Raw genomic sequence first — 20,713 nt, 5'->3', positions numbered from 1 at the left:
TGCAGGAAATCACGCGGTTTTCTGCAACCCCGCGACGGTACGCGGCATCGCGACAAAACCGGGCAAGGCTTCGATCCGCGCCAGCCAGGCGCGAACGTTGGCATAGTCATCCAGCGAGACATTGCCCTCCGGCGCATGCGCAATGTAACTGTAGGCAGACACGTCAGCGATGCTCGGCTCCTCGCCCGCCAGATACGCCGTTTTGCCCAACTCCAGCTCCATGACCTTGAGCAGGTTATGCGCACGGCCAATGACTTCCTCGGCATTCAGTTGCGCGCCAAACACGGTGATCAGGCGTGCCGCCGCCGGGCCAAAGGCAATCGGTCCCGCCGCTGCCGACAACCAGCGCTGCACATGCGCCGCGCCCACCGGGTCGGTTGGTAGCCAGCGACCGTTGCCATATTTTTGCGCCAGATACACCAGAATCGCATTGGAATCGGCCAGCACCACGCCGTTATCATCAATCGCCGGCACTTGTCCGAAGCTGTTGATCGCCAGGTACTGCGGCTGCTTGTGCTCGCCCTTGGCCAGATCAACAAAGATCAGTTCCGTCGGCAGTTGCAGCAGCGACAGCATCAACTCGACGCGGTGGGCGTGGCCGGAACGGGGAAAGTTGTAGAGTTTGATCGCTTGCATGGTCGACTCCGCTGGAAAGTGACGTCGCTACGGGGATGAGCGCGCCGATGGAGTCATCATCTATGGGTTGCTGGAACAACAGAATAACCAGCCCCTGCAATCGATTATTTCATCTCGTGCAATAACGCCACAGCGCTCAAGGCGGGGTGCTCACGCAGCGCCTTCACGGCGAAGTCGACGAAACTGCGGATTCGCGCCGGCGCCTTGCGCCCGCCCTGATACACCACATGGATCGGCAACGGCGGTAATTCAAACTCGGCGAGGACGATTTCCAGCTCGCCCGCCGCGACTTTGTCAGCCACTTGATAGGACAGCACTCGCGTCAGGCCCAGGCCTCTGCGCGCGGCGGTGATCGCCGACTGATTGGCCGTAACGGTCAGGCGCGGTTCGGTGCGCACGCTGAGCGCTTCACCGCCGTCGAGAAACGGCCAGTTGCGTTGCTGACCGATCGCCGACGTCGCCACCACCGGGAGATCGGCCAAGGCCTGCGGATGCTCCGGACGGCCATGGCTGGCGAGAAAATCCGGCGAAGCGCAGATCACCCGCCGCACTTCACCGACGCGAATCGCATGCTGATTGCTGTCCGGCAGCTCACCGATGCGCACCGCGACATCAATGCCCTCCTCGACCATGTTGACGACCCGGTCCAGCAACAGCGCATTGATCGTCACATCCGGATAGCGACAGAGGTAATCGGCCATCACGGGCGTAACGAACAGATCACCGAACAACACCGGCGCAGTAATCGTCAACTGCCCGCGCGGCAAGGCATGGCTGCCGGCCGCCGAGTCCTCGGCCTCCTGCACTTCGGCGAGAATCCGCCGGCAATCGTCACAATATCGCTGGCCTGCTTCAGTCAGATGCACGGTGCGCGTGGTGCGCACCAGCAACTGCGTACCGATATGCTGCTCCAGGGCCGCCACCGCCCGCGTGACACTCGCCGCCGATAAACCCAGACGCCGCGATGCTGCCGAGAAGCCTTGCTCCTGGGCAACGACAACGAAGATCTGCATTTCCTGGAAACGATCCATGGGATACCTCGGGCGGATACGACAATCGCAGCCGAGGCTGCGATTGCGGGGCTGGTGCCGAACACAAAAATTGTCACCCAACGATCGGTGATAATCCGTTACGCCAGACGTTCATTCAATACCTCGGACAGCCGATCCATTGCTTGATGCAGCACGTCCACGGCTTCGGTCAAGGCATCTGAATCGGCGCCCACGCTGGCAATTTCAAGCGCCTCACACGCCTGGATCAATGAATGAGCTTTGATAATGCGCGCGCCCCCCTTAATCCTGTGTGCCAGATCGGACAGTCCCGGAAGATCATGCGCGGTGAACAAGCGCAGCAATTTGACCCTGTCTTCGTCGTTGCTGGTGGCCAGGTCGCTTAACAGCAGTTTGATCGAGTCCGAGTCGCCATGGGTCAATTGTTCAAGATCGCTCAGATCCATGTCATCGGCAGTGGAGGGTCCGGTCGGCAGCTCCACAGCTGAGCGCGGCTGTCGCACAACGGCAATGAGACGTTGACTCAAATCCTTGAGGCTGATCGGTTTGAACAGGCAATCGTCCATACCGGCCAGGGTGCAACGCGTTTTCTCCTCGGGCAAGGCATTCGCAGTGAACCCCAGCACGAGGCAGCGTGGCGCGCCTCGGGCGGCCTCATCGTCACGAATCGCCTGGGCCAGGTCGTAGCCGTTCATGACGGGCATGTTGCAATCGGTGATGACCACATCGAATGTCCCACTGCGCCAGGCACGCAGACCGCGAGCGCCGTCTTCGGCGTCGGTGACCCGATGGCCGAGGTAGCTCAGCTGTTGCGACAGTAGCAAACGGTTGGCCGGATAGTCGTCGATCACCAGGATATTCAGGCTCTGCCGGCCGCCCTGCGGCGGCTCGAGGTTTTCAAGCGGCGTGCTAACCAACGGGTCAAGGGTCGGCAAGCTGAGGCGCACTTCAATCTCCGTACCTTGCCCCAGCTGGCTCGACAACGTCAGGCTTCCGCCCATCATTTCGCAGAGTGTGCGACTGATCACCAAGCCCAGACCGGAACCACTGCGAGCCGACTGCCCATGGTTGCCTGCCTGGGAGAACGGGCTGAACAACTTGGCCTGGTCGTCCTCAGAGATCCCACGGCCACTGTCCTTGATGCGCACGCAAAGGCGCAGACGCTCATCGTCGCTGCAGTCGACATTCACTCCCAGCTGGACGTGACCGACCTCAGTGAATTTGATCGCATTGCTCAACAGATTCGACAGCACCTGTTTGAAGCGCATCGGGTCAATCAGCACATCGACATTGCTTAAAGCGTCCATTTCCAGTTGAAGGCGCAATTGCTTCTGCCGCGCCAGGCCGTCAAAGATACGCACCACCGATTCCACCAGTTCGCGCAGATTGGCACGTTGCGGCGCCAGCGAAAGGCGCCCGGATTCAATCCGCGCGATGTCGAGGATATCGCCTATAAGATCCAGCAGATCTCGCGCTGCTCCCGAGGCCACCTCGATCGCGAAACGATCAGTCTGACCTTGATCGGCCTTCTTCATGGCCAATTCCAGCATGCCAATGATGGCGTTCATCGGCGTACGGATTTCGTGACTCATGGACGCCAGGAATGTGGTCTTGGCACGATTGGCGCCGTCGGCCGCATCCTTGGCGATTTGTAGCTCCTGCAACAGGTGAAGTCGTTCGCTGACATCAATCCACCCGGCAATCATGCCGTTCACGGTTCCGTCATTACCCCGGTACGGCAGCATCCAGTGATAGATCGTCAGATTGCGTCCGTCAGGGAGCGTCAGACTGCGGTCTTGAATGCTCGGTTTACCGTCCTTCATGACTTGCAGGTAATCATCCTGATACCCCTGCGCCTGAACTGCATCAATCAACAGGCCCTGAGTCACGGTTTTACCGATGACCGCGTCACGCGCCACGCCGAACACCTGGAGATAACCGCTGTTGCAGATCATCAGGCGACCTTCGCGATCACGCACATAAATAGGATGCGGCGTGCCATCGATCAGCACACGCATGAACTCCACCTGATCATTGAGGGCCAGTTCCGCTTGGCGGCGCTTGCGCATCAACAGTCGCAGATAAGCAATCCAGCCCAATGCCATCAGCAGCAGCACGCTTGCGATCACGAAGCCACGAATGATCATGCTGCCATTGCGCAGCCAGTAGCTGTCATTCACCGTCAACTCGCTACTCCAGCGGTTGGTCAGTTCATCCATTTCTTCCGGGCTTATGCTCAACAAGGCCTTGTCGAGAATCGAGTACAGCTCCAGTGCGCCACGATCAGTCGCTAGCGCGAGAGGTGCAGGCTGAGTCCCGACCGTGCTGATGATCTGCAAGGTGTCACGGTATTGGCGCGAGATCATGAAACGCGCACTGACCAGCGAGTTGAGTGCGCCGTCGACCTTGCCTGTGGCAACCATGTCCATAGCCTCATGCGCATTGCGCGCAGGAACCAATTGCACAGCAGGAAACTGCTCGATGAGGTACTGGCGCATCAAGTTGCCGGTAATCAGCGCCAGGCGCTTTCCGGCCATCTTGTCCAACGTCAAAGCGGTACCATCGCCGCCGCGTCGGGTGACGAGCACGAACGGGTTGATCAGATAAGGCCTGGTAAAACGCAGCTCACCTTCGCGCTCGGTGCTGGGCGTGAACGCTGCCAGCATGTCCGCCCTGCCACTGGTGACTTCATCAATCATTTGACTGACCGAATCGACGCGCCGGATATCGAATTGCAACCCGGTGCGCAAGCTGATCTTGGCGAGCACGTCAGCGCTGATGCCGCGAAAATTGCCCTCCTCATCGACGAACGTCAGGGGGACGAAGTTATCGTTGATCGCTACGACGATGCGCGGGTGCGCATTCAGCCAGTGCTGTTCTTTAATACTGAAGTGCAGCGCGTGCTGCCCGCGAATGGCAATCCCGCCAGCGCTCCAGCGGTGTTGAATTCGCATGCGTTCTTCGCTGGGGACGACTTTCAACGCCGCGTTGAGGATACGCAGTAACTGGCCATTGCCGCCCTGAACCGCAAAGCTGAACGGCTGCGTCTCCATTTGTGAAAAATCGCTGATTCGCACATTGTTCAGGTAGTTCTTTTTGATGAGATAGTTCGAACTGAGCGCGTCGCCCAAATAAATGTCGGCCTGGCCGAACGCCACCGCGCCGATGGCCGCCAGAGTTGAAGGGTAGAGTTGCAATTTGGCTTCAGGGTAAAAGGCCTTGACCGTCAACGGCGAAAGATAGTGATACAGCATCGCCACGCGCTTGCCGGCCAGGTCTTGCGAAAGATCAGGACGCTCGTCAATGCGCGTAACCAGGCTGGGATTATCATCCGCGTAAGGCAGCGTGATCGCCAGCTCAGGATCGGCCGCCTCAAAGCCGTTTGCCGTACCGATCATATCGATCTCGCCCGATTTCAGAGCACCCAGCAGATCACTGCGCGAGGCGTAGCGCCGCACCTCAATATCAATATGCAGCAGTTGCCCGATCAACTGCGCATAATCGGCGGTCAGTCCTTCATAATCATTGCCGTTACCGGTGATCGCAAAGGGCGGATAATCCGGACTGCTGTCACCGAGTAACAATTTGCCCTTTTTGCGTAGCCAACCCCAGTCGACTTCATCCAGCGATACTGCGTACTCAGCAACATCGGATCGGCCGAGCACTCGCAAACTATCAGGCTGCGGATCTGCCAACACAGGCAGGCCCGTTAAGGCGCCGCACAAAAACAGACCGGCCAGGCAGATTTTAAAGTTCATAGTGGTCTAGATAAGATTGTTGCGCTTGGCAAAATCAGCGAGGTAGACCACCGATTTGACGTTGAGCTTTTCAATAAGCCGTGTTTTGTAGGTACTGACCGTCTTGTTGCTGAGCAGCATCGCCTCGCCGATATCTTTATTACTCATCCCACTGGCAAGTTGTTGCAGAATCGTAAGTTCTCGATCCGACAAACTCTGGATAAGTACCTGATCGCTCGCTTGGGTATCGATGCGCCCCAATGAAGTGTTGTTCAGGTTGGGAAAGAAAGTGTAACCGTCCATCACGATCTTGATCGCCTTTACCAGTTCGCCCAGTTCATTGGTCTTGGAAAGAAACCCCGCCGCGCCGGCCCTCATGCAGCGTATGGAGTAAACCGGTGCGGGTTGCGAAGTCAGCACAAGCACCTTACAGGACAGGTTCAGTGCGCTGATGCGCGAAATAACCTCCAGCCCGTCAAGCTTGGGCATGGCTATATCCAGAATAATCAGATCCGGCCTGTGTTCGCGCGCGTACTGCACCGCATCAGCGCCGTTATCAGCCTCGGCTACCACATCGAAGTGCTGCTGATTCAACAGCATTCTGACCGTAGATCGAATGAAAGGATGATCGTCCACGATGATCGCTTTAAACATAAAAAAACCCTACAGGACAAGTGGACGAAAGACGTTGCTGAGTGCACGGACGACGATCGGAATGAGGACCAGACCGATGTCGAGTCGCAACATACCTGAATGTCAGTCGAGTTTAGGAAATTTCTCAAGACCATTGCAAAAATCCATGCCAACCAGTAGGCATTCAAAGCCACGTTACGCCAGCTCGCCAGATCCTGAGCGCCTGCCAGATAACGCTTAGCCAAGCTCACTCTTCTATTAAAGCAGTTGCGCAGCATATTTGAATGGCCGGCCTACGATTAAGGGCTACGTGACGGCTAGCGGGTCAAGGCATAAGCACGGTGGGCACTATGAACAGTTTTTCGATCCCTGCCTGACATACCTTTATATGCCAAGGATACGATACAAAAACGACGTCGCTTTCAAAACAGGTTGATGATGCCGTCTTTTCAAAGTGTTTAAGTAGAGGGAAATACCTATTTTTTTACAAAGTTCTTGTACAACTTCTTACCCGTCACATTTTCGAAGTGAAGTCGTCGCATAGGTGCTGTTAAATACCTAACTTATTGAGTCCAAATAAAAAATCCCGATGAGATTCGATTTGTATAATTGCTCTAGTTCACTTCAACGACTTACTATTTTCTATTTGGAAAAATCACTGGGAATTTTCCTACGCAACACAGGGAATCGAACTACAGTTGAATCCGACACCTGCATCTATGATGTGCGCCCTGTCCGGATCAAGCCGCTCATTTCGATCAGCGCCATTTCCGTCCAGTCCCTGTCCCCCATGAAGAATGAGTACTGATATGAATCGCAAAGTAATTGCCCTGGCCTTGATGAGCGTTGCAACCGTAGGAAGCGTACAGGCTTCTGATGGCACCATTAACTTCGCTGGTCAGCTGGTTGCACAAACCTGCACCGTCACGATTGATGGTGGTGCGAGCCCACAAACCAAAAATCTTCCCAAGGTCTCGACCAGTCTCCTTACTGCTGCAGGTCAAACAGCGGGCGCGACGTCGTTTCTGATTGGCTTGACAGGGTGTCAGCAGACTTCAACTAGCGTCACCGCATTTTACGAGGCGGGCAGTACAGTAGACCCGGTGACAGGACGTATGCGTAACACTGACGCTAATGGTGCTACCAACGTAGAACTGCAATTGCTGGATGGTGGAACCGGTTCGCCTATCCAGATCGGCAGTGACACGCAGATAGGTGGCAACACTCGCTACACCATCGATGCATCCGGTGCCGTCACCATGCCTTACGCCGTCGAATATTATGCTACCGGCACCACAACTGCGGGTCTCGTAACAAGCCAAGTCACTTTCGCTATCGATTATCGGTGATATTTTTGGGTATTGCGATCAGCTGATTGCAGCGCAAAACTCAAACGGGGGCGTGTATGAGAAAGAATCTTCTTGGCTTGGCATTGGGCATGGTTGCTTTTATGTCCATTGGCCAATCGGTTGCAGGTGTAGTGGTCACGGGCACTCGGGTTATATACCCGGCAGGCCAGAAAGAGGTCACTGTCAAACTTAACAATAACGGTGGTTCGCCTGTTCTTATCCAATCCTGGATTGATTCAGGTGATGTCAAGGCGAGCCCGACTAACTCCAATGCTCCGTTTGTCATAACGCCCCCGGTTTCACGAATTGATCCAAATAAAGGACAAAGCCTGCGGCTGATGTTCACGGGCGCAACTTTGCCTGCGGACAAGGAAAGCGTTTACTGGCTCAACGTGTTGGAGATACCGCCAACCGACAGTGTCGCAACAGCCGACAACAAGATGTATATGGCTTTTCGAACGCGGCTTAAATTGTTCTACCGCCCCGCTAATTTGCCTGGCAAGCCTGCAGAGGCGCCTGTTCAAGTAAAGTGGAGCGCAGGCCCGTCTGTGGCGGGTGGCGGATATTCGATCAAAGCGTTCAACCCTTCGGCCTATCACGTGTCCCAGGCAAGTATCACGTTGGTGGATGGGGGTAAACGCTACGAAGTCGCCCCGGCAATGATCGGCCCCGGAGAAACCAGGTCTTTTGCGGTCAAGCAATTGAACAGTGCCCCGTCTTCGTTGAGCAAAATCGAATTTGAAGCCATTAATGACTATGGCGCTTACAACAAGATAACTGCAGACCTCAACAAGTAATTGTCCAGCTCGTCTTTCAGGTCCATTTTTTAATTTACGAGATAACTATGAACGGCAACTTTCGCCTCGGAATTGATCTGTGGGCCAGAAACGTGTTCGGTAAAATAACATGGACAACCATGTTCTTGGTTGGCGCACCCTCTTCTTTGATGATAAATCTTGCTGTTGCGAACGAAGAAGTTAAGTTTAACAGCAGCTTCCTTGCGCCTGGTTCGTCGAATATTGATCTGACGCGTTACGAAAAGGGTAACCCGATTATTCCTGGTCAGTACCGCGCCGATATCTCGGTGAACGGTGTGCTGATGAGCCGCCAGGAAATCCGTATTGTCGGTAAACCCGATGGTACCGATTCGAAGATCTGCTTTGATCGAAAGCTGATGCAACTGATCGGCATCGAAATGGAAAAATTGAGCCCGATCGCCAACAACCTGTTGGACTCGAATCCGCAGTGCGCTGAACTGGCGAACTTGATTCCCGATGCCTCTGCGCGCTTCGACCCTAACACGCAGGAACTGGATGTTTCATTACCACAAGCCATTGTTCGTCGTGATGCTCGCGGTTATGTCAGCCCTGAACTCTGGGATCGCGGAATCACCGCCGGCCTGCTGAGCTACAACTTCAACGCCTACCACTCCAATAACGATGTGGGCGGTAACTACGATTCCGCTTATTTAAGCCTCAATGGCGGTTTCAACATGGGCGACTGGCGCCTGCGCCACAATGGTTCGTCGAGTTGGGATCAGGATACCGGCCACAAATACGAGGCCCTCAATACTTACGCGCAACGGGACATCACGTCCTGGCGTAGTCAGCTGACCCTGGGTGAAAGCAACACGTCCGGTGAGATCTTCGACACCGTGTCATTCCGTGGCGCTCAGCTCGCGACCGATGACCGGATGTTGCCGCAATCTCTGCGCGGTTACGCACCCGTGGTTCGCGGTATTGCCCGCACCAACGCTCGAGTGACGATTCGTCAGAACGGCAATCTGATTTACGAGAACTCCGTAGCGCCTGGCGCTTTTGTGATCGACGATCTGTATTCAACCGGCTACGGCGGTGACCTGGACGTCACGGTGCTTGAAGCGGATGGCTCAAGTCAGACGTTCATTGTTCCGTTCGCCTCTGTCAGTCAATTACTGCGGCCCGGAACGTCCCGTTACAGCGTCACCGCAGGTGAAACCCGGATCGGTTACATCGATAACCAGCAGAAGTTGCTTCAGGCCACTTATCAACGAGGTCTGAACAATACTTTTACCGGGTACACCGGTGTGCAAGCGACAGATGACTATAACTCCATATTGGCGGGTATGGCCTTCAGCACCCCAGTGGGGGCGATGGCCATCGACATGACCCAAGCCCAGACTCGCTTGAAGTCAGGCACGGAAAACGGACAAAGCGTGCGCTTGTCGTACAGCAAAAACATTCTGAGTACCGGCAGTAACTTCACCGTCGCAGCCTATCGTTTTTCCAGCAGCGGCTTCCTCGACCTCGATGACGCGCTCACCCTGCGCGACGCGGAAGAGGGCAATCTGGACACGTCGATGTTTGGTCGCCAGAAAAGCCGGTTTTCCGTTACTGCCAACCAGCGCCTTGGTAACTATGGTCAATTGGTCCTATCGGGGTTTACCCAGGATTATTGGGATCGCGGGGGTAACGACCTTCAATACCAGGCCGGTTACTACACGAATTATCGCCAGATCAATTTCGGCGTTAGCGCCAACCGTGCGCGTTTTGGCACCGGTGACATGCAGACCAACTACCTGTTCACGGTCAGCATGCCGCTGGAATTCGGCACGACACTCAACCGTCCGCAATTGTCGATGCGCGTTGGCCGTAACGACAATGGCGATATGAATGAGCAGGCAACCCTCAGCGGAACCGCCGGTGATGAGCGACAGTATCAATATGGCGTGACCGTAGGCCACGACGGTGCCACAAGTTCCAATACCACGTCGCTGAACGGTGGTTACACCAGTTCCAAAGCGATGCTCAATGCTTCGATGAGTCAGAGCGATACATACGAAAGTGCGTCGATTGGCGTCAGTGGAGGAATCGTCGCACATGGCGGTGGCGTCACCTTTACACCTTATACCGGCGACACCATCGGGATCGTCCATGCCGCGGGTGCGGAAAACGCAAGGGTGGCCGGTTACCCTGGCTTGAAAGTCGATGGTAATGGTTACGCAGTCATCCCTTACTTGCGCCCCTACGAGTTGAACGAAGTTGCGCTCGATCCAATCGGCAGCTCGCTGGATGTAGAACTGGAAGAGACCAGCCAGCAAGTCGCTCCACGATCAGGTGCTGTGGTCAAGTTGAACTTCGAAACCCGCCAGGGTGAATCGGTACTCGTGCGTGCCACGCTGGCGGATGGTCGTCCGCTGCCATTTGGCACTGAAGTCAGCGATGACAAAGGTAACCCGGTGGGCGTAGTCGGTCAGGGCGGTCAGTTGTTCGCTCGGGTTCAGCCAACGGCGGAGGCACTGATTATCCGTTTTGGTGAAAAAGCCGGGGAAAACTGTGTGATTCCGTTGAATACCTTGCGCTCGCAGAAACAAGCAGCGTCGGCCTCCGCTATCTGTGCGACAGCCGCTAACCCTGCCAAGCCAAGCGCCAGCCATTAATCAGAAGAGGCCACAATGCGTACACGTACTAAGATAAATGGCTTGCTCGGGCTGGCCTTCACAATGCTATCCGGCACGGCCATGGCCACTTGTGAATTCGCTCCAGGCTTCGATACGGTCAACAGATCAGTCGCGTTGATCGGTTCGAATATCACCGTCGGCAGAGACGTTCCGTTGGGAACAATACTCTTCAAACAGATTTTTACGGCTTCCGACACTCTTTCACAAATCAGATGCGTCCCAGGCTCATATCCCCGTCTCCGTGATCGAACGTTGTCGTCTACGCCACTTCCGCCCTCGAGTTGGTCAGGTCAGTACGAGGGAAAGGTCTATGAGACCGGAGTTCCCGGTATCGGTGTTTATCTCTGGTCGGAGGGGGACGCTGCGCCCAATAATGCAACATCACCGAATTGCGGCAACGGGACCGCTGTTTGTGTAGAAAAGCCGCAGCTAGGCTTCGATCTGTTGTTTATAAAAACCGGTGATGTATCGCCTGGCACTATTCAGGGAGCATCCTTACCAAGCCTTAAACTGGAATGGTCAAGTCTAGGCACCACACTGGATTTGCAAAACGTCAATTTCATCGGCAGCATGAATGTTGTCTCGCGCACCTGCGTCACGCCGGACGTCAACGTTCCACTGGGCACCCGTTCAGTCAATGAGTTTGCCGGTGTGGGCACCGGTACACCGTGGCAGAGTTTTCAGATCAGCCTGAATAATTGCCCTGCGTTCCACGGAACGTTCCCCGGGAGCCCAAGCAGCCCAATCTTTGATGCTGTTACTGACACCCCTACTGAACAAGGACGAGCCTCCAATATCCTGCGTTTCCGCCTTGACTCCACCGACGGCGTTATTGACGCGGCACAGGGCATCATCAGCCTGACGCCCGCACCGAGCGGTACCTTGCCAGCCGCCACAGGCATTGGCATCCAGATAGGGACGGGGGACGCAGTACCGGTACCGGTGCCGCTGGCAACGCTTCGCCCAAGCGGTGTCGTAACAACCACGACGGAAGGCGCCAGTTACGCAATTCCGTTGAAAGCGCGCTACATCCAGACAGCCGCCACCATGACCCCTGGACCTGCCAACGGTGCTGTGGTGTTTACAATCGATTACCAGTAACCGATTCGCTGACCGCAAGACCGTAAAAACAAAAGCCCCTGATATCAGGGGCTTTTTGCATTGCGGAACATCTATTGCGCGATGTCGCACTTCTCGTTCGGGATGAACACCGGATGCCTGACCCAGCGTGCACCTACGGTGGATAACTTATTCCACTGTGACGGATTTCGCCAGATTTCGCGGCTGGTCGACATCAGTGCCCTTGAGCACAGCGACGTAGTACGACAGCAGTTGCAGCGGGATCGTGTAAAGGATCGGCGAGAGGATGTCGTGGATATGCGGCATCTGCACCACGTGAGTGCCTTCGCCGTTAGTCATTGCGGCCTTCTCGTCTGCGAACACGATCAGCTCGCCGCCACGGGCGCGCACCTCCTGCAGGTTGGACTTGAGCTTTTCCAGCAGTTCGTTGTTCGGCGCGACCGTGACCACCGGCATGTCGTTATCCACAAGCGCCAGCGGGCCGTGTTTGAGCTCGCCAGCCGGATAGGCTTCGGCGTGGATGTAAGAAATTTCCTTGAGCTTCAAGGCGCCTTCCATCGCTACCGGGAATTGCGCGCCTCGGCCGAGGAACAGCGTGTGGTTTTTCTCGGCGAACAGCTCGGCGATTTTCTCCACGGTGCTGTCCATTGCCAGCGCTTCGCCCAACCGAGTCGGCAGGCGACGCAACTCTTCAACCAGCGTGGCTTCAACACCGTTGGCTAACGTGCCGCGTACTTGTCCCAGCGACAAAGTCAGCAGCAACAGGCCGACCAGTTGCGTGGTGAAGGCTTTGGTCGAAGCGACGCCGATTTCGCGGCCGGCCTGGGTCAGCAGGGTCAGATCGGATTCGCGCACCAGCGAGCTGATGCCGACGTTGCAGATGGCCAGGCTGGCGAGGAAGCCCAGCTCCTTGGCGTTGCGCAATGCGGCCAGGGTGTCAGCGGTTTCGCCGGACTGCGAGATGGTCACGAACAACGTGTCCGGCTGCACCACCACTTTGCGATAACGGAATTCGCTGGCGACTTCGACCTGGCACGGGATACCGGCCAATTCTTCGAGCCAGTAACGCGCGACCATGCCGGCGTGATAGCTGGTGCCGCAGGCGACGATCTGCACATTGCGTACTTTGGCGAACAGCTCGGCGGCCTGCGGACCAAAGGCCTGCACCAGCACCTGATTGCTGCTCAGGCGACCTTCGAGAGTGCGCTGGACCACGGTCGGTTGCTCGTGAATTTCCTTGAGCATGTAGTGGCGGAACTCGCCCTTGTCAGCGGCTTCGGCGCCGTCGGTGTACTGCACGGTCTGGCGCTCGACGGCGGTGCCGTTCACGTCCCAGATCTGCACGCTGTCGCGACGGATTTCAGCGATATCGCCTTCTTCCAGGTACATGAAACGGTCAGTGACCTGACGCAGAGCGAGTTGGTCGGAAGCGAGGAAGTTCTCGCCCAGACCCAGGCCGATCACCAGTGGGCTGCCACTGCGCGCGGCAACCAGACGATCAGGTTGCCGGGCATTGATCACCGCCAGACCGTAGGCGCCGTGCAGCTCCTTGACGGTCGCTTTGAGCGCGGCGGTCAGGTCCGGTTGTTCTTTGAGCTTGTGGGTCAGCAAGTGCGCGATCACTTCGGTATCGGTGTCGGAGCTGAACGCGTAGCCCAGCGCTTTGAGTTGTTCGCGCAGGGGTTCGTGGTTCTCGATGATGCCGTTGTGCACCACCGCGATGTCACCGGAAAAATGCGGGTGAGCGTTGCGTTCGCACGGCGCGCCATGGGTGGCCCAACGGGTGTGGGCAATACCAAGACGGCCGGCCAGCGGCTGCTCGGCCAACGCGGTTTCCAGTTCGCTGACCTTGCCCGGACGGCGCATGCGTTCCAGGGTTTCATCGTTGGTATAAATCGCCACGCCGGCGCTGTCATAGCCGCGGTATTCGAGGCGCTTCAGGCCCTCGAGAAGGATGGCGGTAATGTTACGTTCAGCTACAGCGCCGACAATGCCACACATGGTTATTTCTCCTGACTGACAGCCGCACAGATCAATGTGATCCCACGGGCCTGAAGCTGATCGCGTGCCTCTTGCGGCAGGCGATCATCGGTAATAAGGGTATGGACGCTGCTCCAGGGCAGCTCCAGGTTGGGAATCTTGCGACCGATCTTGTCGGCCTCGACCATCACGATGACTTCGCGCGCGACGTCGGCCATCACTCGACTGAGGCCGAGCAGTTCATTGAAGGTGGTGGTGCCGCGCACCAGATCGATGCCGTCGGCGCCGATGAACAGTTGATCGAAGTCGTAGGAACGCAGTACCTGCTCGGCGACCTGGCCCTGAAAGGATTCCGAATGCGGATCCCAGGTACCGCCGGTCATCAATAGCACCGGCTCGTGTTCGAGTTCGCTCAGGGCATTGGCGACATGCAGGGAATTGGTCATCACCACCAGGCCAGGTTGCTGGCCCAGTTCGGGAATCATCGCCGCGGTGGTGCTGCCGCTGTCGATGATGATGCGTGCGTGTTCGCGGATGCGTTTGACCGCCGCGCGGGCAATCGCCTGTTTGTATTTGGAGATGCTCTGCGCGGTTTCCGCGACCAGCTCTTGCGGCATGGTGATCGCACCGCCATAGCGACGCAGCAACAGACCATGGGTTTCCAGCGCCGCCAGATCCTTGCGAATCGTAACTTCGGAAGTTTCGAAACGCTTGGCCAGCTCATCCACACTGACTTCGCCCTGCTCGTTGAGCAAGGCGAGGATGTTATGGCGACGCTGGGGAGTATTGCGCTTGGACATGGCGGCCTAAGTTTCGATTCGAAAGATAACGCAAGTAATGAAACTCTATCGAAAGGTTGCCGTCAAGTCGCAAGGAGAAAAATTCAGAATGCTTGAAATTAGCCTGGGAGCGAGCCTGCTCGCGAAAGCGGTTGATCATTCAACTTTGATGTTGACCGACATGACGCTTTCGCGAGCAAGCCCGCTTCCACATTGGATTGGCGTGGCTAAGTCAGGCTGTGGATAAATCAGGACTTTTTGATTTTTTCCGGCCGCTTCCAGCCGTCGATGTTCTTCTGACGTGCTCGTCCGACCGCCAACTGGGCGTTATCCACATTCTGCGTGATGGTCGAGCCGGCTGCGGTAGTCGCCCCGTGGGAGATATCCACAGGCGCCACCAGCGAGTTGTTCGAGCCGATAAATACGTCAGCACCTAACACGGTTTTCCACTTGTTGGCGCCATCGTAGTTGCAGGTGATGGTGCCGGCACCGATGTTGGTGCGTGCGCCGATTTCGGCATCGCCCAGGTAGGTCAGGTGGCCAGCCTTGGCACCCTCGCCCATGTGCGCGTTTTTCAGCTCAACGAAGTTACCCACATGGGCGCGAGCCTCGAGTACCGTGCCCGGGCGCAAACGCGCGAAAGGGCCAGCGTCGCTGCCCTCGCCAAGAATGGCGCCTTCGATATGGCTGTTGGCCTTGATCACCACACCTTTGCGCAGGGTGCTGTCCTTGATTACGCAGTTCGGGCCGATCTCAACGTTGTCTTCGATGATCACCTTGCCTTCGAGAATCACGTTGATGTCGATCAGCACATCGCGGCCTACGCTGACTTCACCACGCACATCGAAACGCGCCGGGTCACGCAGGGTCACGCCCTGGGCCATCAGGCGACGGCCGGCGCGCAGCTGATAATGACGCTCCAGTTCAGAAAGCTGCTTGCGATCATTGGCGCCCTGCACTTCCATCGGGTCGTGGGGTTGTTCGGTGGCCACCACCAAGCCGTCGCTGACAGCCATCTCGATCACGTCGGTGAGGTAGTACTCGCCCTGCGCGTTGTTGTTCGAAAAGCGACTCATCCAGTCCGCCAGATGATTGGCCGGCACGGCGAGGATGCCGGTATTGCCTTCGGTGATCGCACGTTGCGCTTCGCTGGCGTCCTTATGTTCGACGATCGCCGCAACCTTGCCGTCGGCATCGCGCACGATACGGCCGTAACCGGTCGGGTCATCCAGTTCTACGGTGAGCAAGCCCATTTGACCCGGTACGACATGCTTGAGCAGACGTTGCAGCGTTTCGACTTCAATCAATGGCACGTCACCGTAGAGGATCAGCACGGTGTCCGCATTGATGAACGGCACGGCCTGAGCGGTGGCATGACCCGTGCCGAGCTGCTTGTCCTGCAGCACGAAATTCAGGTCATCAGCCGCCAGGCGCTCACGCACCACATCGGCCCCATGACCGATCACGACGTGAATGCGCTGTGGATCAAGTTGCCGAGCGCTGTGGATAACATGGCCGAGCATGGAGTTGCCGGCAATCGGGTGCAGCACCTTTGGCAGCGCCGAGCGCATACGAGTGCCTTGACCGGCCGCGAGGATAACGATTTCAAGAGACATGACTGGCTACCAATCCTGGGTGGTCAGCGACTGCGACCGGGGTTTGAATTCGGAAAAGAAAAAAGGGTAGCCGAGGCTACCCTTTTTTATCAATCGCACAACAAGCGGCTGACGGATTAACCGCCAAACTTCTTGCGGATCTGCTGGACGGTGCGCAGCTGAGCTGCAGCCTCGGCCAGACGTGTGGCAGCGGCGCCGTAATCGAAGTCCGCGCCTTTTTCGTTCAGGGCATTCTCGGCAGCCTTGAGAGCGGCCTGCGCCTGAGCTTCATCCAGGTCAGCAGCACGTTGCACGGTATCGGCAAGTACCTTGACCATGTTCGGCTGAACCTCGAGGAAACCACCGGAGATGTAGAACACCTCGGCTTCCCCGCCTTGCTTGATCAGGCGGATCGGACCTGGCTTCAGATTAGTGATCAGCGGCGCGTGACCCAGAGCGATACCAAGATCACCCAGTGCACCGTGCGCAATCACCATCTCGACCAGGCCGGAAAAGATTTCCCCTTCCGCGCTGACGATATCGCAATGGACTGTCATAGCCATCTGATTGCCTCAACCTAAATTAGCGCCCGTTGCCGGGCGCCGGGATTACAGTTTCTTGGCTTTCTCGATCGCTTCTTCGATGCCGCCAACCATGTAGAACGCTTGTTCTGGCAGGTGGTCGTAGTCACCGTTGAGGATGCCTTTGAAGCCAGCAATGGTGTCTTTCAGGGAAACGTATTTACCCGAAGCACCGGTGAAGACTTCAGCCACGAAGAACGGCTGGGACAAGAAGCGCTGGATTTTACGAGCACGGTTAACCAACTGTTTGTCGGCTTCCGAGAGTTCGTCCATACCCAAGATCGCGATGATGTCTTTCAGCTCTTTGTAACGTTGCAGAACGTACTGAACGCCGCGAGCGGTGTCGTAGTGGTCCTGGCCGATCACGTTCGGGTCCAGCTGGCGCGAAGTCGAATCCAGTGGATCTACCGCCGGGTAGATACCCAGGGAAGCGATGTCACGGGACAGAACGACGGTGGCGTCCAAGTGGGCGAAGGTGGTCGCTGGCGACGGGTCAGTCAAGTCGTCCGCCGGTACGTATACCGCCTGGATCGAGGTGATCGAACCTTCCTTGGTCGAAGTGATACGTTCCTGCAGAACGCCCATCTCTTCAGCCAGGGTCGGCTGGTAACCTACTGCCGAAGGCATACGGCCCAGCAGTGCGGATACTTCAGTACCGGCCAGGGTGTAACGATAGATGTTGTCGACGAACAGCAGAACGTCGTTACCTTCGTCACGGAACTTCTCGGCCATGGTCAGGCCGGTCAGTGCTACGCGCAGACGGTTACCCGGCGGCTCGTTCATCTGACCGTAAACCAGTGCCACTTTGTCCAGAACGTTGGAGTCCTTCATCTCGTGGTAGAAGTCGTTACCCTCACGAGTACGCTCACCCACACCGGCGAACACGGAATAACCGCTGTGCTCGATGGCGATGTTACGGATCAGTTCCATCATGTTTACGGTTTTGCCTACACCGGCACCACCGAACAGACCGACTTTACCGCCCTTGGCGAACGGGCAAACCAGGTCGATAACCTTGATGCCGGTTTCCAGCAGGTCGTTGCCGCCTGCTTGCTCGGCGAACGAAGGAGCTGCGCGGTGAATGCCCCAGCGCTCTTCGGTGTCGATCGGGCCAGCTTCGTCGATCGGGTTGCCGAGGACGTCCATGATCCGGCCCAGGGTCGCTTTACCGACCGGTACGGAAATGGCTGCGCCAGAGTCGCTGACTTCCAGACCGCGCTTCAAGCCCTCGGTGGAACCCATCGCAATGGTACGCACCACGCCGTCGCCCAGCTGCTGCTGAACTTCCAGAGTGGTTGCGGCCGCGCTTTGTACAGTCAGCGCGTTATAGATGCTCGGTACGCTGTCGCGTGGAAATTCCACGTCGATAACGGCGCCGATGATTTGAACGATACGTCCGCTACTCATAGCTGGATCCTCTGAATATTTGAACCGTTAAACCGCGGCAGCGCCGCCGACGATTTCCGAGATCTCTTGGGTGATCGCAGCCTGACGCGCCTTGTTGTAGATCAGCTGCAAATCGCTGATCAAATCACCGGCGTTGTCGGTAGCGTTCTTCATCGCGATCATCCGCGCAGCCTGTTCAGCCGCGTTGTTCTCGACCACCGCCTGGTAGACCTGCGACTCGACGTAACGGACCATCAAGCCGTCAAGCAGCTCTTTGGCATCCGGTTCGTAGAGATAGTCCCAGTGGTGCTTGAGATCCTGATCCGGGGTTGCCACCAGTGGAATCAACTGCTCCACGGTAGGCTGTTGCGTCATGGTGTTGATGAACTTGTTGGACACCACGGACAGGCGGTCAATACGGCCGTCCAGGTAGGCATCCAGCATCACCTTGACGCTGCCGATCAGATCATTGATCGACGGCTCTTCACCCAGGTGGCTGATAGCTGCAACGACGTTACCGCCGAAGTTGCGGAAAAAGGCCGCACCCTTGCTACCGACTACACACAGATCGATCTCGACGCCGTTTTCGCGGTTTACCGCCATGTCCTTGACCAGGGCCTTGAACAGGTTGGTGTTCAAGCCGCCGCACAGACCACGGTCACTGCTCACGACGACATAACCGACGCGCTTGATTTCGCGGTCGATCATGAACGGGTGGCGGTATTCCGGGTTGGCGTTGGCCAGATGCCCAATTACCTGGCGGATACGCTCCGCATAAGGACGGCTAGCAGCCATGCGCATTTGTGCCTTGCGCATTTTGCTGACCGCCACTTTTTCCATGGCGCTGGTAATCTTTTGCGTGCTTTTGATGCTCGCAATCTTACTGCGAATCTCTTTTGCGCCTGCCATGTAACACCTATCAGGTTAGCAAGCGGGAGCCTCGCGGCTCCCGCTGCGGCTTACCAGGTTTGGGTGGCCTTGAACTTCTCGATACCGGCTTTCATGCCAGCGTCGATTTCGTCATTGAAGTCACCTTTAACGTTGATCTTGGCCATCAAATCGGCGTGATCGCGGTTGAAGAAAGCAATCAGCGCTTGTTCGAAGCTGCCAACCTTGGTGATTTCAATGTCAGTCAGGAACCCACGCTCAGCGGCATACAGCGACAGCGCCATGTCAGCGATCGACATTGGTGCGTATTGCTTCTGCTTCATCAGCTCGGTAACGCGCTGACCATGCTCAAGTTGCTTGCGGGTCGCTTCGTCCAGGTCAGAAGCGAACTGGGCGAATGCCGCCAGTTCACGGTACTGAGCCAGAGCGGTACGGATACCACCGGAGAGCTTCTTGATGATCTTGGTCTGAGCGGCACCACCCACACGGGATACCGAAACACCGGCGTTCACTGCAGGGCGGATGCCCGAGTTGAACATGGCCGATTCCAGGAAGATCTGACCGTCGGTGATGGAAATCACGTTGGTCGGAACGAACGCGGAAACGTCGCCAGCCTGGGTTTCGATGATCGGCAGTGCGGTCAGGGAGCCGGTTTTGCCGGTCACTGCGCCGTTGGTGAACTTCTCTACGTATTCTTCCGAAACGCGGGATGCGCGCTCCAGCAGACGGGAGTGGAGATAGAACACGTCGCCTGGGTAAGCTTCACGGCCTGGTGGACGGCGCAGCAGCAGGGAGATCTGGCGGTAAGCCACTGCCTGCTTGGACAGATCGTCATAAACGATCAGCGCGTCTTCACCGCGGTCGCGGAAGAATTCACCCATGGTGCAACCGGAGTACGGTGCCAGGAATTGCAGCGCAGGAGATTCCGAAGCACTGGCAGCCACGATGATCGTGTTGGCCAGTGCGCCGTTTTCTTCCAGCTTGCGAACCACGTTGGCGATGGTCGATTGCTTCTGACCGATCGCTACGTAGACGCAGAAAATGCCGCTGTCTTTCTGGTTGATGATCGCGTCGATCGCCAGAGCGGTTTTACCGATCTGACGGTCACCGATGATCAGCTCACGCTGGCCACGGCCGACCGGGATCATGGCATCGACAGCCTTGTAGCCAGTCTGTACAGGCTGGTCTACCGACTTACGCCAGATCACGCCTGGAGCAACTTTCTCGACCGCGTCGGTCTCGGTGTTGCCCAGTGGACCTTTGCCGTCAACAGGGTTACCCAGAGCATCGACTACGCGGCCCAGCAATTCCTTACCAACAGGAACTTCGAGGATGCGGCCGGTGCACTTGGCGCTCATGCCTTCAGCCAGCGACTGGTAGGAGCCCAATACCACGGCACCTACGGAGTCCTGCTCCAGGTTGAGGGCCATACCGTAGACGCCGCCCGGAAACTCGATCATCTCGCCGTACATGACGTCGGCCAGACCGTGAATCCGCACGATGCCGTCAGATACGCTGACGACAGTGCCTTCGTTACGGGCTTGGGAGGTCACATCGAGCTTGTCGATGCGGCCCTTGATAATTTCACTTATTTCGGAAGGATTGAGTTGCTGCATTGCT

General features: G+C 56.8%; 15 protein-coding genes. 4 read left to right on the top strand and 11 right to left on the bottom strand.

All coding sequences use genetic code 11. The annotated features are described in order from the left end of the window. Positions 1-9: 9 nt before the first annotated feature. From ACP7D9_RS00795 to ACP7D9_RS00780, 4 genes are all read right to left on the bottom strand, one after another. Complete coding sequence (locus tag ACP7D9_RS00795) at positions 10-636, bottom strand: glutathione S-transferase family protein (protein WP_101159755.1); 627 nt, start codon at positions 634-636, stop codon at positions 10-12. A 104-nt stretch (positions 637-740) separates the two neighbouring features. Then, positions 741-1,667: a LysR family transcriptional regulator gene (locus tag ACP7D9_RS00790; RefSeq protein WP_426155062.1), complete on the bottom strand. Its 927-nt coding sequence runs from the start codon at positions 1,665-1,667 to the stop codon at positions 741-743. A 98-nt stretch (positions 1,668-1,765) separates the two neighbouring features. Continuing rightward, a complete protein-coding gene (locus ACP7D9_RS00785; protein WP_426155060.1) occupies positions 1,766-5,311 on the bottom strand; it encodes a transporter substrate-binding domain-containing protein in 3,546 nt (1,181 codons plus the stop codon). Between the two features lie 99 nt (positions 5,312-5,410). Continuing rightward, positions 5,411-6,037, bottom strand: a complete 627-nt coding sequence (locus tag ACP7D9_RS00780) for a response regulator (protein WP_426155058.1) — start codon at positions 6,035-6,037, stop codon at positions 5,411-5,413. A 788-nt stretch (positions 6,038-6,825) separates the two neighbouring features. Here ACP7D9_RS00780 and ACP7D9_RS00775 point away from each other — a divergent pair. The 4 genes from ACP7D9_RS00775 to ACP7D9_RS00760 are packed head-to-tail and all read left to right on the top strand — an operon-like array spanning position 6,826 to position 11,905. Continuing rightward, on the top strand, positions 6,826-7,365 hold the full coding sequence (locus ACP7D9_RS00775) for a fimbrial protein (protein ID WP_426155057.1): 540 nt from the start codon (positions 6,826-6,828) through the stop codon (positions 7,363-7,365). 56 nt (positions 7,366-7,421) lie between these two features. Further along, positions 7,422-8,162, top strand: coding sequence for a fimbria/pilus periplasmic chaperone (locus ACP7D9_RS00770; RefSeq protein ID WP_426155055.1), 741 nt, complete (start codon positions 7,422-7,424; stop codon positions 8,160-8,162). Positions 8,163-8,209: 47 nt separating this feature from the next. Then, the gene (locus ACP7D9_RS00765) at positions 8,210-10,783 is read left to right on the top strand and encodes a fimbria/pilus outer membrane usher protein (protein ID WP_426155053.1); all 2,574 of its coding nucleotides are present in this window, start codon (positions 8,210-8,212) and stop codon (positions 10,781-10,783) included. Positions 10,784-10,798: 15 nt separating this feature from the next. Then, complete coding sequence (locus ACP7D9_RS00760; RefSeq protein ID WP_426155051.1) at positions 10,799-11,905, top strand: fimbrial protein; 1,107 nt, start codon at positions 10,799-10,801, stop codon at positions 11,903-11,905. A 147-nt stretch (positions 11,906-12,052) separates the two neighbouring features. Here the strand turns inward: ACP7D9_RS00760 and glmS are convergent, their stop codons facing one another. The 7 genes from glmS to atpA form a co-directional block, all read right to left on the bottom strand. Further along, on the bottom strand, positions 12,053-13,885 hold the full coding sequence (gene glmS, locus ACP7D9_RS00755; RefSeq protein WP_397478710.1) for a glutamine--fructose-6-phosphate transaminase (isomerizing): 1,833 nt from the start codon (positions 13,883-13,885) through the stop codon (positions 12,053-12,055). Positions 13,886-13,887: 2 nt separating this feature from the next. After that, entirely contained in the window at positions 13,888-14,664 is a 777-nt protein-coding gene (locus tag ACP7D9_RS00750) for a DeoR/GlpR family DNA-binding transcription regulator (RefSeq protein WP_101159744.1), read from the bottom strand. Between the two features lie 227 nt (positions 14,665-14,891). Continuing rightward, entirely contained in the window at positions 14,892-16,259 is a 1,368-nt protein-coding gene (glmU, locus tag ACP7D9_RS00745) for a bifunctional UDP-N-acetylglucosamine diphosphorylase/glucosamine-1-phosphate N-acetyltransferase GlmU (protein WP_426155048.1), read from the bottom strand. A 116-nt stretch (positions 16,260-16,375) separates the two neighbouring features. Beyond that, positions 16,376-16,801, bottom strand: coding sequence for a F0F1 ATP synthase subunit epsilon (locus tag ACP7D9_RS00740; RefSeq protein ID WP_016772407.1), 426 nt, complete (start codon positions 16,799-16,801; stop codon positions 16,376-16,378). Positions 16,802-16,846: 45 nt separating this feature from the next. Further along, positions 16,847-18,226: a F0F1 ATP synthase subunit beta gene (gene atpD / locus ACP7D9_RS00735; protein ID WP_039757213.1), complete on the bottom strand. Its 1,380-nt coding sequence runs from the start codon at positions 18,224-18,226 to the stop codon at positions 16,847-16,849. A 27-nt stretch (positions 18,227-18,253) separates the two neighbouring features. Then, on the bottom strand, positions 18,254-19,114 hold the full coding sequence (atpG, locus tag ACP7D9_RS00730) for a F0F1 ATP synthase subunit gamma (RefSeq protein ID WP_007911960.1): 861 nt from the start codon (positions 19,112-19,114) through the stop codon (positions 18,254-18,256). Between the two features lie 50 nt (positions 19,115-19,164). Next, a complete protein-coding gene (atpA, locus tag ACP7D9_RS00725) occupies positions 19,165-20,709 on the bottom strand; it encodes a F0F1 ATP synthase subunit alpha (RefSeq protein WP_101159741.1) in 1,545 nt (514 codons plus the stop codon). Positions 20,710-20,713: the final 4 nt, after the last annotated feature.

Origin of the sequence: Pseudomonas sp. TSRC2-2 (assembly GCF_049897785.1) — a bacterium.
Lineage (GTDB): Bacteria > Pseudomonadota > Gammaproteobacteria > Pseudomonadales > Pseudomonadaceae > Aquipseudomonas.
Note: the sequence above shows the minus strand (reverse complement) of the source record. Positions and strands in the feature narration are given on the sequence as shown.